Annotated in this window: 14 protein-coding genes; 8 read left to right on the top strand and 6 right to left on the bottom strand. The window is 64.4% G+C overall.

The window, feature by feature from the left end; all coding sequences use genetic code 11:
- Positions 1 to 16: 16 nt before the first annotated feature.
- Entirely contained in the window at positions 17 to 721 is a 705-nt protein-coding gene (locus tag DXK94_RS04780) for a FadR/GntR family transcriptional regulator (protein WP_115524069.1), read from the top strand.
- A gap of 94 nt (positions 722 to 815) precedes the next feature.
- Here the strand turns inward: DXK94_RS04780 and map are convergent, their stop codons facing one another.
- From map to DXK94_RS04760, 4 genes are all read right to left on the bottom strand, one after another.
- Positions 816 to 1,583 carry a type I methionyl aminopeptidase gene (map, locus tag DXK94_RS04775; protein WP_115524068.1) on the bottom strand — a complete coding sequence of 256 codons (768 nt, stop codon included), beginning with the start codon at positions 1,581 to 1,583 and terminating at the stop codon, positions 816 to 818.
- A gap of 64 nt (positions 1,584 to 1,647) precedes the next feature.
- On the bottom strand, positions 1,648 to 2,673 hold the full coding sequence (locus DXK94_RS04770; protein WP_254865645.1) for a LacI family DNA-binding transcriptional regulator: 1,026 nt from the start codon (positions 2,671 to 2,673) through the stop codon (positions 1,648 to 1,650).
- Between the two features lie 17 nt (positions 2,674 to 2,690).
- Positions 2,691 to 4,268: a glycoside hydrolase 43 family protein gene (locus DXK94_RS04765; RefSeq protein ID WP_115524067.1), complete on the bottom strand. Its 1,578-nt coding sequence runs from the start codon at positions 4,266 to 4,268 to the stop codon at positions 2,691 to 2,693.
- Complete coding sequence (locus DXK94_RS04760) at positions 4,265 to 5,149, bottom strand: DUF6807 family protein (protein ID WP_115524066.1); 885 nt, start codon at positions 5,147 to 5,149, stop codon at positions 4,265 to 4,267. The genes DXK94_RS04765 and DXK94_RS04760 overlap by 4 nt, the downstream gene beginning before the upstream one ends.
- Positions 5,150 to 5,441: 292 nt before the next feature.
- On the opposite strand from DXK94_RS04760, the gene DXK94_RS04755 reads away from it, so the two are divergent.
- The 6 genes from DXK94_RS04755 to DXK94_RS04730 all read left to right on the top strand — a co-directional run bounded on the left by DXK94_RS04755 (position 5,442) and on the right by DXK94_RS04730 (position 12,475).
- Positions 5,442 to 6,746 carry an ABC transporter substrate-binding protein gene (locus tag DXK94_RS04755; protein ID WP_115524065.1) on the top strand — a complete coding sequence of 435 codons (1,305 nt, stop codon included), beginning with the start codon at positions 5,442 to 5,444 and terminating at the stop codon, positions 6,744 to 6,746.
- A gap of 55 nt (positions 6,747 to 6,801) precedes the next feature.
- A complete protein-coding gene (locus DXK94_RS04750; protein WP_079598647.1) occupies positions 6,802 to 7,755 on the top strand; it encodes a carbohydrate ABC transporter permease in 954 nt (317 codons plus the stop codon).
- A 9-nt stretch (positions 7,756 to 7,764) separates the two neighbouring features.
- Complete coding sequence (locus DXK94_RS04745) at positions 7,765 to 8,670, top strand: carbohydrate ABC transporter permease (RefSeq protein ID WP_079598648.1); 906 nt, start codon at positions 7,765 to 7,767, stop codon at positions 8,668 to 8,670.
- 102 nt (positions 8,671 to 8,772) lie between these two features.
- Positions 8,773 to 10,785 (top strand): pectinesterase family protein, encoded by a 2,013-nt coding sequence (locus tag DXK94_RS04740; RefSeq protein ID WP_115524064.1) that lies wholly within the window; start codon positions 8,773 to 8,775, stop codon positions 10,783 to 10,785.
- A 36-nt stretch (positions 10,786 to 10,821) separates the two neighbouring features.
- A complete protein-coding gene (locus DXK94_RS04735) occupies positions 10,822 to 12,123 on the top strand; it encodes a polysaccharide lyase family 1 protein (protein WP_220272955.1) in 1,302 nt (433 codons plus the stop codon).
- Between the two features lie 139 nt (positions 12,124 to 12,262).
- Positions 12,263 to 12,475, top strand: coding sequence for a dodecin (locus DXK94_RS04730; protein WP_115524063.1), 213 nt, complete (start codon positions 12,263 to 12,265; stop codon positions 12,473 to 12,475).
- Positions 12,476 to 12,560: 85 nt separating this feature from the next.
- On the opposite strand, the gene DXK94_RS04725 is transcribed toward DXK94_RS04730, so the two are convergent.
- Positions 12,561 to 12,779 (bottom strand): hypothetical protein, encoded by a 219-nt coding sequence (locus tag DXK94_RS04725; RefSeq protein WP_079598651.1) that lies wholly within the window; start codon positions 12,777 to 12,779, stop codon positions 12,561 to 12,563.
- Positions 12,780 to 12,907: 128 nt separating this feature from the next.
- Positions 12,908 to 13,819, bottom strand: a complete 912-nt coding sequence (locus DXK94_RS04720; RefSeq protein ID WP_115524114.1) for a helix-turn-helix transcriptional regulator — start codon at positions 13,817 to 13,819, stop codon at positions 12,908 to 12,910.
- Between the two features lie 206 nt (positions 13,820 to 14,025).
- Between DXK94_RS04720 and DXK94_RS04715 the strand changes: the two genes are divergently transcribed.
- Positions 14,026 to 14,847: an aldo/keto reductase gene (locus tag DXK94_RS04715; RefSeq protein WP_115524062.1), complete on the top strand. Its 822-nt coding sequence runs from the start codon at positions 14,026 to 14,028 to the stop codon at positions 14,845 to 14,847.
- Positions 14,848 to 14,899 lie beyond the last annotated feature (52 nt).

Genomic DNA, 14,899 nt, shown 5'->3' with positions numbered 1-14,899 from the left:
AGGAATCGGGGGCATCATGGCAAGGAAATCGCTGGTCGGCGTCGTGGCCGACGAGCTGTTGGACCGCATCATCGAAGGTGAATTTCCGCCTGGCGCCACAGTTCCCGGGGAGCACGAACTGAGCGCGCGGCACGAGGTAAGCCGGATGACCGTGCGGGAAGCCATGAAAACCCTGCAGGCCCAGCAGATCCTCAGCGTGGAGCGGGGCCGGGGCACCTTCGTCAATCCCCTGAACCGCTGGACCTCGCTGGAAGCCGTCCTGCGGGCGGCGTCTGAGGGCAAGAACGAGGCCGAATCTTCCGTCCAGCTCATCGAACTCCGCAGGATGCTGGAGACCGGCGCCTGCGAACTGGCCGCCGGGAGGATCGCGGAGGCGGACATCGCGTCCCTGTTTTCCTACATTTCAGCCATGAAGGCAGCCCATGCCATCAATGACGTAACCGCCTTTGTCGAGGCCGACCTGGCTTTTCATGACGTGATCCTGCGCGCCTCGGGCAACGTGTTTGTGTCCGTGCTGTTCGAGCCGCTGCACCGGGTCCTCGAAAAGCGGCGGGCAGAAACTTCGGCTGTACCGGAAATCCAGGTCCACGCGATTGGGCATCACCAGAACATCGCCGATGCACTCCAGTCCCGGGATGCAACACGGGCACGGGAGGCCATGGATGCGCACATGCAGCAGACCCTGGATGACCTGAAGAACCTGGTGCTGCCTGCCAAATAACGGGTAGCGGCGCTAACGGGGACTGGCGCGGAACGGGCTGTGCGCGTTCAGGATGCCGACAGGTCCGTTATGGCTTGCCCGCTTATGCAGCCTGCTATGGCAGGGTGAGGATTTCGGCTCCGTTAGCGGTGATGGCGATGGTGTGCTCGGTGTGTGCCGTCCGGCAGCCCGTGGCACTTCGGAGCGTCCACCCGTCGGGGTCGGTGATGAGCTGGGCAGTGTCCACCATGACCCAGGGCTCCAGGGCGAGCAGCAACCCGGGGCGGAGTTTGTATCCCCGGCCCGGCTGTCCGGTGTTGGGAACATGCGGGTCCTGGTGCATGGTCGATCCGATGCCGTGACCGCCGAACTGGGTGTTGATCGGGTATCCCGCCTCGCTGAGGACGGAGCCGATGGCATGCGAGATGTCGCCGATGCGGGCGCCGGGCCCGGCTGCGGCTATTCCTGCACTCAAGGCGCGTTCGGTTGCGCTGATCAGGGCGACGCTCTCCGCCGGCCTTGATTCGCCCACGATGAAGCTGATGGCAGCGTCTGCAGCAACTCCGGCCTTGGTGACGGCGAGATCGAGGGTCAGGAGATCGCCGTCGGCAAGCGTGTAGTCGTGCGGCTTCCCGTGCAGCACGGCATCGTTGACGCCCGTGCAGATGTAGTGGCCGAAGGGCCCCCGTCCGAAGGAGGGCTCGTAGTCCACGTAGCAGGACTCTGCTCCGGCGTCGAGGATCATGGCCTTGGTCCACCGGTTGATGTCCAGGAGGTTGGTGCCCACCGCACTCCGGCTTTTCAGGGTCTGCAGGATGTTGGCGACCAGCGAGCCCGTCTCCTTGGCCCTGAGCAGTTCGGCGGGGTTCAGGATCTCGATCATGCGGCGGCCTTCCTTACGCAACCAATATCTGTTCCAACCATACGGATCGGCCGGCCCGGATGCGTTACGGCGCCTGCCGCCCGGGTGGGGCCGTTGTTCCGCGGACCACCAGCTCCGTTGCCACTTCGAGGGCAGAAGGCAGCTGGGCAAGCTGCTGGTCCTGTTGTTCGGCCAGGATGCCCACCGCCATGGAGGCCAGTTGCGCCAACGGCTGGCGGACGGTGGTGAGGGGCGGCGATGTCAGCGCCGCCTGGGCGATGTCGTCAAAGCCCACAATGCTCAGGTCCTGCGGGACCCGCAGCGAGCGTTGCCCCGCCGCATTCATCACGCCCATGGCCTGCAGGTCGCTGCCGGTGAAGATGGCCGTGGGCGGCTCGGGCAGATCCAGCAGGTCGGCGCCAAGCCGCATGCCGGACTCAATGCTGAAGTCGCCGTCCCGCACCAGTTCGGGCAGCACGGGAAGGCCTGCCTCGTGCAGGGCTGCCGCGTAGGCCGCATACCGCGCCCGGCCGTGCCCGGGGCTGTGTTTCCGTCCCGTGATGATGCCGATGCGGCGGTGGCCCTGTTCGAGCAGATGTCCGACGGCGGTCAGCGCACCGGAGAAGGACGCGGGGCTGACGCTGGGGATGGGCAGGCCCTCGGTACCCTCCGGATCGATCGCCACCGCCGGGATTTTCAGCGTCCGAAGGGTGGTCACCAGCATGGATCCCTTCCTGGGAGCCAGCAGCAGCACCCCGTCCAGCCGGTTCACCGATGGTTCCCGCAGCTTCCGCCAGCGCTCGGCCGTGGCGTGCTCCGCCCGGGCATACGCCACCGCGTAGCCCAGGCGGTCCGCCGCGGCTTCCACCCCGGCCATCGTTTCCAGGATCCAGGGCGAATCGAAGTTGTTGACCACCAGCTGCAGCATTCCCGGCTGGCCCGCCGGAGTGTTGCGCTTGGAGTAGTCGAGTTCCTCCAACGCCTGCTGCACCTTGGCGCGGGTAGCCTCGGAGACGTGGGTGCGTCCATTGAGCACCTTGGACACGGTGGGCACGGAGACGCCGGCAGCCGCCGCGACGTCAGCGATCTTGGGACGCGGGGTGGCGGTCAACGGTGCAGTCCTTGGGGTCATGTGGTTGCGGCGGCGAGTTGCGGGGCTGTGGCCCGGCGCACGGGCGCGGTGTCCACCCGCACGGGTCCCACGATAACACTGCCGCCTTCCTGCGATCCCAGGGGTGACGTGGCGAAGATGCCTAGCTCGGCACCGATCCACCCCCCTTCCACCACCTCAAAATTCCAGCCCTGGACTTCCCACGGCTCACCCGGGCCGGTGCGCCAGGCAAAGGTGGACCGGGGTGTTCCGTCCGTGCGGATCTGGAGCTCGATCCTCGAACCCGGCAGCACAATCCTCCGGCCCGGCGCCTGCTCGTGGGGCCCGTCTCCCCCGGTGCCGCTTCCCAGGACGTACCCCTCGGACGTCCGCACAATTCCCAGCCAGGCGTATTTTTGGCCCAGTACCACCACGCCGGCACGCGTTCCTGGCGGAACATCCTGCAGTTCAAGGGACGTGGTGAAGGTGGAGGGCGTGCCCGGGAGGATCTGCCCGAGCACGTTGGGAAGCTCCCTCAGGTTCACCGGATCGTTGGCTTTTGGCCTGAGCACAAGGTGCCCACCCCCGCACTGGTGCGCCCAGCCGTGCTGCGGATTCGCCTGCCAGTGCCACTGCGGCCCCAGCGTCGCCGTCGAAAAATCGTCGCTGGCAGGTGGCGCTGCATCCTTCGGCGAAGTACCCGCCGGGTAGGGGTGGCTGGAGACGGGGGTGCCCGGTCCGCCGTCGGACGCCCGCGTGCCCATCCATGGCCAGCCGTCCTCATCCCAGCCCATGGGCTGCAGGTGGACCACCCTGCCGTAGGGCCCGCGGTCCTGGAAATGCAGGAACCAGTCTTCGCCGCGCAGACTGGTTACCCAGGCCCCCTGGTGCGGACCGTTCACCGCGGTATCCCCCTGCTCCAGGACGCGGCGCCCTTCGTAGGGACCGAACGGGGAGCGGGAGCGGAACACCGACTGCCAGCCGGTGGCCACGCCGCCCGCCGGAGCGAAAATCCAGTACCAGCCGCCCCGCTTGTAAAACTTCGGCCCCTCCAACGTGGTGTAGCCGGGCAGGTCCGCGCCGTTGATGACGTGTGTGCCGTGGTCCAGCAGGCGGCTGGCATCCGGGCTCATGCGGTGGACCGTGAGCCGGTTCTTGACCCCCACCCTGCTGTGGGCCCAACCGTGGACCAGGTACGCCTGGCCGTCGTCATCCCAGAGCGGGCACGGGTCAATGAGCCCGCGTCCGGGGTAGAGCAGGTGCGGCTCGGTCCACGGGCCTTCCGCCTTTTCGGCGCTCAGGACGAAGATGCCGTGGTCCGGATCGGGATAGAAGATCCAGAAGCGCCCGTCGTGGTAGCGCAGGGAGGGCGCCCACACCCCGCCGCCATGGCGGACCAAGGAGTAATGGCTGTCTTGCGGCAGATGGGGAAGGGCGTGCCCGGCGTGCTCCCAGTCAACAAGGTTCCGGGAACGCAGGACGGGCAGTCCTGGCACCCGGTTGAAGCTGGAGGCGATGAGGTAGTAGACACCCCGGACCTGGACCGCGTCCGGGTCCGGCCAGTCGGCATTGAGGATCGGGTTGGTGTACACGGGGACGGCGTTTCGGGATGTCATGGTGTCCTGTCGGGAGGGCTGAGGGCCGGGATTCCGGGATGGTGCTGAAGGAGTTCCACGGCTTGTGTTGGTGTCTCCACCAGCCCGTCGTGGATGACGGCATGCAGGGACTGGGCCAGTGGGCTGGCGGCGTTGGCGACGGCCTTTTCAGACCACGCGACGGCAGGTCCCGCGCCCAGGTAGCCGGCTGTCCTGATGAACCAGGGACGGAGGCTGCCGCCCTGGGCCAGGACAACACTGACCGGGGCGCCGTCGACGGTGGTGCTGATGGCGAGCCAGGGCGAGCGGCTCCCATGGGCAGCCGCAGCTCCTTCACCGTTGGCTGACAGCACCAACGGCTGGGAGCTTGGGACCGGGAAACGCCAGAAGATCCCGCCGTAGCCGGCGCCCGCCCGTCCTTTAACCGCCGACGACGAGACCTCCAGGCAGCCGACGTTGCCGGCGGGAACCATCACCGACTCCACGGACAGGCTCCAGGTCCCTGGCTGCGGGTGGCTGAAGCAGCAGATGCTCCGCTGTTCAACGGCTACGTCCGTCCCTTGCTCCGAGCGCCACACCACCGTGCCGGCGGCCCCGGTTGGGGAAGCTTCGGTTGGGGAGTCCGTCCAGCCCGAGGGCACTTGGCGCCCATGGTTGGGCAGTATGGCCGGGCCGTCCGGCGTGAAGGTGGAGCCGCCCCAAAAATTGGTGCCGTTGAGGTCGGCGAAGGCGATCGACAGCCCCAGATGGTGAGGATGGTCTTCCGGTGCCACCTCCGTAAGCATGGCCCCTGCCAGGGAACGGACCGGATGAAGGTATGGCCGGGGTGAGCTGCGCCCGGGAAGGTCCCGGCCGCTATGCCGGCCCACCAGGGTATTGAGATTGGGAGTTCGTTCTGCCATCAGGCCTCCTTCCTCTGAGTTGCTGCGTGGCAATGGAGAACAGCATAGGCATCGCGGAAACAATCAGCAATAGGCGTAGAAAGTTTCTGATTTAGAGTGATGCAGCTTTGGAAAATTGTGTTGACAGTCGCAGTCATTCCTTGCTAGAAATCGTTTACTCACCTTTTCCTCTTGCCAAAAACCCGCGCTCCGCAACCGCAACTCAGCGGTGTCTCGCGCAAGAGAATCAGAAAGTTTCCGTTCGGATGTACCGATTGCCCATCACCGGGCAGCCACAGAAAGGCGTCATTCAATGAAGAAGACAGCAACCACCGGGGTCCCGCGCAGGATCTTCCTGGGCGCGGCCATAACAGCCGCAGGATTGGCCTTGAGCGGCTGCGGCGGTGGGTCGTCCCCGTCGGCAGGCGGGAACGTGGAACTGAACTTTGTCTACTGGGGCGACTCCAACCGGGCCAAAATGACCGACGCGGCCATCAAGATCTTTGAAGAGAAGAACCCCGGCATCACCGTCAAGAGCGAATACCAGGACAGCGGCCCCTACGCGGACAAGCTTGCTACCCGGTTCGCGGGCGGCAACCCGCCGGACGTGCTGAATATGGCGAACCGCAGCCTGCTTGAGTATGCCCAGCGCGGCACGCTGGCTGACCTGAAGTCCCTGCCTGAGATCGACCTCGCCAACATTCCCGCCACCATCCAGAGCCGTGGTGAGGTGGACGGCAAGCTGTACGGGCTGGCCACCGGCGTCACCACCATCGGCATGGTGGTCAACAAGACCATCACGGACCAGGCCGGCGTCACCATCCCCGACGACAAGACCTGGAGCTGGGAAGATTACGCAAAATTTGCCGCCGAGGTGACCCAAAAAACGGGAGGAAAGATCTACGGGGCCGGGTACGACGTCGCCACTGAAACCGGACCCATCCTTTTTGCCCGGCAGCGCGGCGAGGACTTCTACACCAAGGACAACAAGCTCGGCGTCAGCGAGGAAACCATCCGCGAGTGGTTCCAGTACAGCGTTGACCTGCGGAATGCCGGCGGCTATCCCCCGGCGGGCTTCTTCGAACAAATCGGCGGCTCGCCCGCGCAGTCCTACCTTGCCAAGGGAACGGTGGCTTCCCAGATCATCCCCATCAACAACTTCAAGGGCTACAACGAGGCGTCCGGCGGAAACCTGGTGCTGCTCCGCATGCCCGGCGAAACCACCGGCGAGCGCCGCGGCTACTCCGCTGACCCGAGCATGCTGTGGTCCATCGCCGCAAAGTCGAAGCACCCCAAGGAAGCTGCCAAACTGCTGAACTTCCTCATCAATGACGCGGATGGAGCGGTGGAGACGCTGACCCAGCGCGGCGTGCCCATCAACCCTGATGTGGCCGATGCCATTAAACCCAAGCTTGGCAAGGACGACACCGCCTTCGTGGACATGGTGGCCGCCATCCAGGAAGACGAGCTTGCACCGGCCTACGTGTACCCCAAGGGCGCAAGCGTGGTGGCTGACACCCTCAAGCAGCTTGCCACCGAGGTTGAATTCGGCCGTATCACTCCGGCGGACGCCGCCAAGACCTTCCTCGAGAAGAGCAATGCAGCCATCAACAAGTAATCCGGGCCATTCCGTCCGGACAGCGCACCACCAGAAGCAGATAGGAGCCTGACGCATGTCAGTGCTGACCAAACAAGCCCCCGGCGCGGCCGCCGCCCTGGCTTCCGGAGGACCGGGGAAACTTAGAAGGGGAACTGCCCGGCGGAAGAACCAGCGCTCGGGGTACCTGTTCCTGCTGCCCTGGTTCCTGGGCATGCTGTTCACGATCATCCCGTTCTTCGCGTCCCTCTACCTGGCGTTCACGGACTACAACCTGTTCACCGAGCCGAACTTCGTGGGCCTGGCGAACTTCCAGGCCATGATCGAAGACCCCCGGCTCTGGCAGTCGCTGAAGGTCACCTTCATCTACACGTTCGTGTCCGTGCCCATCTCGCTGGCCGTTGCCCTGCTGATCGCCCTGGTGCTCAACCGGGGGCTGCAGGGGCTGGCCATCTACCGTTCCATCTACTACCTGCCTTCACTGCTGGGCGGCAGCGTGGCCATCGTGATGCTCTGGCGCTACATCTTCGGGAACGACGGCATCGTCAACGGCTTCCTGGGCCTGTTCGGGATTGCCGGGCCGGCCTGGGTTACCGACCCCGACTTCTCGCTGAGCACCCTTATTGTGCTGAATGTCTGGACCTTCGGCTCGCCCATGGTGATCTTCCTGGCAGGCCTGCGGCAGGTCCCCACCATGTACTACGAGGCAGCCTCGATTGACGGTGCGTCCAGGTGGAGGCAGTTCCGCAGCATCACCATTCCGCTGATCAGCCCCATCATCTTCTTCAACCTGATCATGCAGCTCATCGGGTCCTTCCAGACCTTCACGCAGGGTTACGTGATGAGCGGCGGAACCGGCGGACCGGCGGATTCCACCCTGTTCTACAACCTGTACCTCTACCAAAAGGGCTTCACCGAATTCGAGATGGGGTATGCCTCCGCGATGGCCTGGCTGCTGCTGATGATCATTGCGATTTTCACCGCCATCAACTTCATCGCATCCAAGTTTTGGGTCTTCTACGACAATTAAGGCAACCCCATGGCACTCCTCGAACTACCCACGAAGCGCAAACAAGACAAGCCCGCCAAGCCGAAGGACCCGGAAGACGCCCTGGCGGGGACACCCACCACCCGCTTTTCCCGCCACCTGATCCTGTGCCTGGTTGGCCTGGTGATGCTGTACCCGTTGCTCTGGCTGGTTTCCAGCTCCTTTAAGCCGAGCAATGACATCTTCCGGCAGCTGGGGCTGTGGCCGGAAAACTGGGACTTCAGCAACTACGAACAGGGCTGGACGGCATTGAACCAGCCGTTCCACGTGTACCTGATCAACTCGATGATCGTGGTGGTGTTCTCGATCGTGGGCAACATCTTCTCCTGTGCCCTGGCCGCCTATGCGTTCGCACGCATGGAGTTCACGGGCCGGAAGCTTTTCTTCGCACTGATGCTGGGCACCCTGATGCTGCCCGGCCACGTGCTCCTGGTCCCGCAGTACATCATCTTCTCCCAACTCGGCTGGCTGGACACCTACCTGCCCCTGATCGTGCCGAACTTCATGGCCACCAACGCGTTCTTCATCTTCCTGATGGTCCAGTTCATGAAGGCCTTGCCGAAAGAGCTGGACGACGCCGCGCAGATCGACGGATGCGGGCCCTTCCGCACGTTCCTCCGGGTCATCCTGCCGCTGTGCGTTCCCGCCATGGCAACCACCGCCATCTTCACGTTCATTTCAACCTGGAACGAGTTCTTCGGTCCGCTGCTCTATATCCAGAACCAGGACCTCTACACCGTTCCCCTGGCGCTGCGCGCCTTCATGGACTCGGAAGGCCAAAGTATGTGGGGTCCCATGTTCGCCATGTCGGTGGTATCCATCGCCCCGATCATTGGATTCTTCATCGCGGGCCAGAAATACCTCATCAACGGCATCGCCACCACGGGTTTGAAATAGCCCGGGGCTGACGCAAGCCCCTTTCCCTTCCGCACGCATCACTGAACACCCTATTGAACCCTGGGCTGGAGGCTGCCCGGGAACAAAACAAAGGAGTTTTGCATGAGTTTGCGACGTCTATTCGGCGCGGCTGCCGCCGTCGTTATGCTGGGAAGCCTCACGGCGGCACCAGCCCAGGCAGCACCGTCCGGTCCCGGACAGGAAGCCGGCACGCCTGCCGCTACCGCCACCCAGGCAGAAGGCACGCCGGAAGCGCTCTGGAAGCAGACGCCGGACGGCTTCGCGGCGCTGCCCGGATACGGGCTGCCGGGAACAACCGGCGGCCAGGCCGGCAGGATGGTCACCGCGTCCACCATCCAGGAACTCAAGGACTATGCCGGGGCCGACGAGCCCCTGGTCATCTTCATCAGCGGCAGCCTTGCCGCCACGGACTACGTCAAGATTCCCGTCGCCGCCAACAAGAGCTTCATCGGTGTCGGAGCGGGCGCGGAAGTGGTGAATGCCGGCTTCAAACTCATCAACGTCTCCAACGTCATCTTCCGGAACTTCACCATCCGGGACTCCTACATCCCCGGCGACTGGGACGGCAAACGCCCGGACAACGACCGCGACGGCATCCAGCTGGACACCAGCCACCACGTCTGGGTTGACCACATGGCCATCCAGCGGATGGGCGACGGACTGATCGACACCCGCAAGGACTCGGACCTGGTCACCTATTCGTGGAATGTGTTCGCGGACAACAACAAGGCTCTCGGCGTGGGCTGGACCGCCAACGCCGTGACCCGGATGACCATCCACCACAACTGGATCCGGAACACCACCCAGCGCAACTTCAGCCTGGACAACACTGCGGCGGCGCATGTCTACAACAACTTCCTGCAGGACATTGGCCAGTACGGCATGATGGGCCGCAACGCCGCCAAGGTGGTCCTCGAAGGCAACAGCTTCAGCGCCGTACAGGACCCCATCGTCGCCAAGGACCCCGCCACCGAAGTAGTGAACCGGGACAACGTCTTCAACGGCACCCGCGGCCGCAAGGACAACGTGGGAGCCGCCTTCGATCCGACGCAGAACTACAGCTACCAGAAGGACGACGCCGCCCGGGTGCCGGAAATCGTGGCAGCCGGAGCGGGCCCCCGCGGGAACAGCGCCCCGAATACGACGACGGAGATCACCGTTGCCCTGGACGGCACCGGGGACTTCGGCAGCCTGCAGGCCGCCATCGGCTCGGTCCCCAGCGGCAGCACGCTGCCGCGCACCATCACGGTCAAGCCCGGCACGTACCGGGAATCCGTCAATATCTGGGCTGACCGGCCCAACCTCACCATCCAGGGCGCAACAGCCAACCCGGCCGACGTCGTCATCACCTACGACCTTCCGGCCAACGGCGTGAAGTTCTTCGGCGGCACCTGGGGCGCGGGCGGCAGCGCCACCCTCAACGTCCTCGCCGAGGGCACCACCGTCCGCAACCTGACGGTGGAAAACGCCTACGACGAAGCCGCCAACGGCGGCAGCCAGGCACTTGCGGTCCGGAGCGTGGCGGACCGTGTAACGTTCGACGGCACCCGCTTCCTGGGCAATCAGGACACCTACCTCGCAGACACCACAGGGCGGGACGCGACTGCCCGCACCTACCTCAAGGACTGCTACATCGAAGGTGACGTGGACTTCATCTACGGCCGGGGAACTGCTGTCCTGGACGGCTGCACCATCCACTCCCTGGACCGCGGAAGCAGCACCAACAACGGCTACATCGTGGCTCCAAGCACCAAGAACTCCAACCCCTACGGCATCCTGATCGTCAACAGCGCCCTCACTTCTGACGCGGCAGCCGGCACCGTCAGCCTGGGCCGTCCGTGGTTCGCCAGCAGCGATCCGCAGGCGCACCCCATGGCGGTCATCCGGGATTCGGTGCTGGGCAGCCATATCGCCGTCCAGGGCTGGGCGGACATGAGCGGCCACTCCTGGAAGGAAGGACGGTTTGCCGAGTACAACAACTCAGGGCCGGGCGCCCATGTGAACGAATTCCACCCGCAGCTCCCACCGGAGGACGCCCCGAAATTCACCAAGGAAACCTTCCTTGGCGACTGGACCCCGGCGGGACGTGGTTGAGATGGCCGGCAGCAAACACCCCAAGGAGCATCGAAGATGATGTCCATCCCCCTGTCCATCGTCATGGCCACCAGCCTTGCCCTCAGTTCGTCAGTTCCCGCACCAGCGCCGCATGCCACTGACCGCAACCCGATCTTCACCGACCTTGGGAGGCAGACTCTTGCGGCAGGCGACGGATGGGCGTCTGCCGATGGCGGCACCACCGGGGGTGCCAATGCAGCGCCGGACGACGTGCACAAGGTTTCAACGAGGGACGAACTTGCCGCGGCAGTGGCCGGAAACGAACCCAAGATTGTGTACGTAGAACAGCACATCAACGCAAATACCGCCCCGGACGGGACTCCGATCGCCTGCGAAGACTACGCCGTGGACGGCTACTCCCTGGACGCCTACCTCGCAGCGTTCGATCCCGCACACTGGACGGGGCAGGCGTCCGGCCCCCTCGAAGATGCCCGCAAGGCATCAAGCGCAAACCAGCGGAAGCAAATCCGGATCAACGTCGGCGCCAACACAACCATCGTTGGCCTGGGCGATGTCCAGCTCACGGGCTTTACGTTGAACATTGATGGGGTGGACAACGTGCTTGTCCGCAATCTCCGCCTCTCCGACGCCTACGACTGCTTCCCGGGTTGGAACGGAGACACCTGGAAAACGGAGTGGGACAACCTGGTGGTGTCAGGCTCCACCCACGTGTGGCTGGACCACTTGACACTGGATGACGGCGGGACAGCTGACGCTGAGCAGCCCGAGTATTTCGGTGAGCCCTTCCTGCGGCACGACGGTCTCCTGGACGTTGTCCGCCAGGCAGACCTGGTCACCATTTCGTGGAGCAGGATGGTGGGGCATGACAAATCCCTGCTGTGGGGCAATGGCGACGGTGCCACCGGCGACCGTGGCCGGCTCCGCGTCACGCTGCACCACAACGAATTAATTGATCTTGAGCAGCGCGCACCCCGGGTGCGGTTTGGGCAGGCCCACGTATATAACAACGTGTACAGGGTAACCAGCACCGACCGTTACCAGTACTCCTGGGGCGTCGGCGTGGAGTCCAGCATCATCGCGCGGAACAATACCTTTGAGCTGGCGGCGGGCATTCCTCCTGCACAGGTCATCCGGAACTTTGGTGGCACTGGAATAGATGAAGAGGGCACATGGGTGAACGGGCGCCGTGTCAGCGTACTGGACGCCTATAACGCGGCCAATCCGGTCGAATCACTGGCTCCGGAAGTATCGGGCATACCCGGCCCGCATCTGCCCATTGAACCCGCACCGGCCGCACAAGAACGGGTTGAACGGGGAGCCGGATCCGGGCAGCTGGATTCATCCGTCACGCACTGAATCGATCCTCATAGGAGAAACGACACCACGTCATATCCACAAAGGGCAGGCGGATAAGGGCTGGTCAGGGCTCTTGGAGTGCTACTAGTCTTCAAGAACGGCCCGCAACCGGGAGCAACGATGATCAAGAGGAGCGAAGTTGTCCAACCACACGTACAGCATTTCTGAAATTGTCGGCACATCGACCCAGGGAGTGGATGACGCCGTCCGCAACGGCATCGCCAAGGCATCGCAGACCCTCCGCAACCTCGACTGGTTTGAGGTGAAGGAAATCCGCGGCCACCTGGAAGAAGGCAATATCGCTGACTGGCAGGTGACCATCAAGCTCGGTTTCCGGCTCGAAGAGCACTAGATACAGCCAAACTGACCCGCAGTCAAACGTCGCAAAACCTGGTTTTGACGGCGTTGGCTGCGGGTCAGTTTGGGTTAAAGCGGCGCTAGTTGGCCGAGACAGTGCCGGCTGAACGGCGGCGCCACACGGTGGGAACGCCGTCGAACGCGGGAAACACGTGCCCTTCGAAGAAGGACAGCACGGTGTGCGGGTCGTGGTCCGGGCTCCAAAGGCCGGACACCGGGCAATGCGAGCCGGTAGCCGTGGAGGAGGCGGTGCCGGCGTTACCCGCCTGGCGTTCCTTGAGCAGTGCGATGCGTTTCATCGTTGAGACCATCCTTGGTGGTGAAAAGCTTGTTTCTCCAGCCTAGGAACAGCACGATCGCCAACCAATGGACGGCTGGCCAGAATCGGCGTATTGGCTTGGCCAGATGCACAGCAGGAGTGGCGCGCTCAGGACACCTCTCCCCGTTCGACGACCGCCGCATCCGGGCTGGAAATACTGCGCTCCCCCACCGGGGCGGGGCCGGCGCCCAGGCTGGCCAGCAGCGCGAGGGCGTCCGACGACGGCGATCCAGGCCGGGCGGAGTACACCCGCAGCGTCTGGTCGGGCTCGTCGGGAAGGGCAAGGTTCTCAAAGTTCAGTTCCAAGTCGCCAACGGCCGGGTGGTGCAGCCTGACGGTGCCGGCGGACCGGGTTGCCACCCGGTGCCCTGCCCACCATTGCCGGAAGTGCTCGCTGTTCACCGCGAGTTCGCCCACCAACTGGTTCGTCTGGGGGTCGTTGGGGTGCCGCCCTACGTCGATCCGAAGGGCTCCGGCGGCTTCCGCCGCCACCGTTTTCCAATCGCGGAACAAGGTCCTGGCCGCCGGATCGAGGATCAGCCAGCGGGTGAGGTTCCGTTCCCCGGCGGGAAGCGCCGCAAAGTCCGTAAAGAGAAGGAACGCCATCCGGTTGCCCGCCAGGACGTCGCTGCGACGTCCCAGCAGCATGGCCGGCACATCGCCCACAGCCTCCAGGAGGTGGCGCAGCGCCGGCCGGACACCCTGGACTGACGGGCTGCCGGGGGTGCGGGGATTGTTCGCGCAGTTCTCCAGCAGGTCCATCATGTGCGCATGCTCGCTGCTGTCCAGGCGGAGCGCCCGTGACACGGCCTCGAGCACGGCGCGTGAGGGGTGGATATTCCGGCCCTGTTCCAGCCGGACGTAGTAATCGGTGCTGACCCCTGCCAGCCGGGCCACCTCCTCGCGCCGCAGGCCGGGCACCCTGCGGGCGCCGGTGGTGGGCCCCGCTCCCGCGTCCTCCGGGCTTAGCCTGGACCGCATGGCTTTGAGGAACTTTCCGAACTCGGCGCTTTGACCCATGGTGACCATTGTGCCCGGCAAGAGTGATCCCTTCTACAACGAAGGTAGGACTGGCAATCCTAGGAAAAACAGAATCAGCCTTACCTGCTGACTATGGGACAAAAACTGCATAGGCTCAATGATGAGCCAGCGGAAACCGCTTTCTCGGCGACGACCAACCGGCACCTTCCCAGCAGCACAGCACCAGCACTATGCAAGGAGCACCCATGTCAGAGCTGACACTCAACAACGGCGTCACCATCCCCCAGCTTGGCCTCGGCGTTTTCCAGGTCCCGCCCGAGGACACCCAGCGGATCGTGGAAGACGCCCTCGAAGCAGGCTACCGGCACATTGATACCGCCGCCGGCTACCGGAATGAAGCAGGCGTGGGCGCGGCGGTTGCCGCTACCGGCATCCCGCGTGACGACATCTTTGTCACCACCAAGCTCCGGAACGGCGAGCAGGGCCGGGCGCAGGAGGCCTTCCAGAACAGCCGCAAGGCGCTGGGCCTGGACTTCGTGGACCTTTACCTCATCCACTGGCCGGTCCCCTCGCAGGGCCTGTACGTCCAGGCCTGGAAAGAGATGGAGCGGCTCTACGAGAACAACCAGATCCGGGCCATCGGAGTCTCCAACTTCCTGTCCGAACACCTGGACACCCTGCTTGAGTCCGCCGAGATCGTCCCCGCCGTCAACCAGATCGAACTCCACCCGAGCTACCAGCAGGCGGACCTGGCAGCAAAGTGCCGGAGCCTGGGCATCGAAGTGGAGGCCTACAGTCCGCTGGGCCGGGGTGCGGACCTCAACGGAAACGCCGTCACCACCATCGCCAATGCGCACAACGCCACCACCGCCCAGGTAGTCCTCGCATGGCACCTCGCCACCGGAAACATCGTCATCCCGAAGTCCGTCGATCCGGCCCGCATCCGGGAAAACTTCGCGGCCTCGTCACTCACGCTTTCCGGCGAGGAGCTCGCGGCCATCACCGCCCTCGAGTCGGGGGCGCGCCTCGGTTCCGATCCCGCCGTCGCCTCCTTCAGCCAGCTTTAGCCGGTTTCGGGAAGCTCAGCCACCGGTTCGGCAGGCAGTAACAGGCAGTACC

The sequence above is a fragment of the Arthrobacter sp. RT-1 genome (assembly GCF_003367205.1).
Lineage (GTDB): Bacteria > Actinomycetota > Actinomycetes > Actinomycetales > Micrococcaceae > Arthrobacter.
Note: the sequence above shows the minus strand (reverse complement) of the source record. Positions and strands in the feature narration are given on the sequence as shown.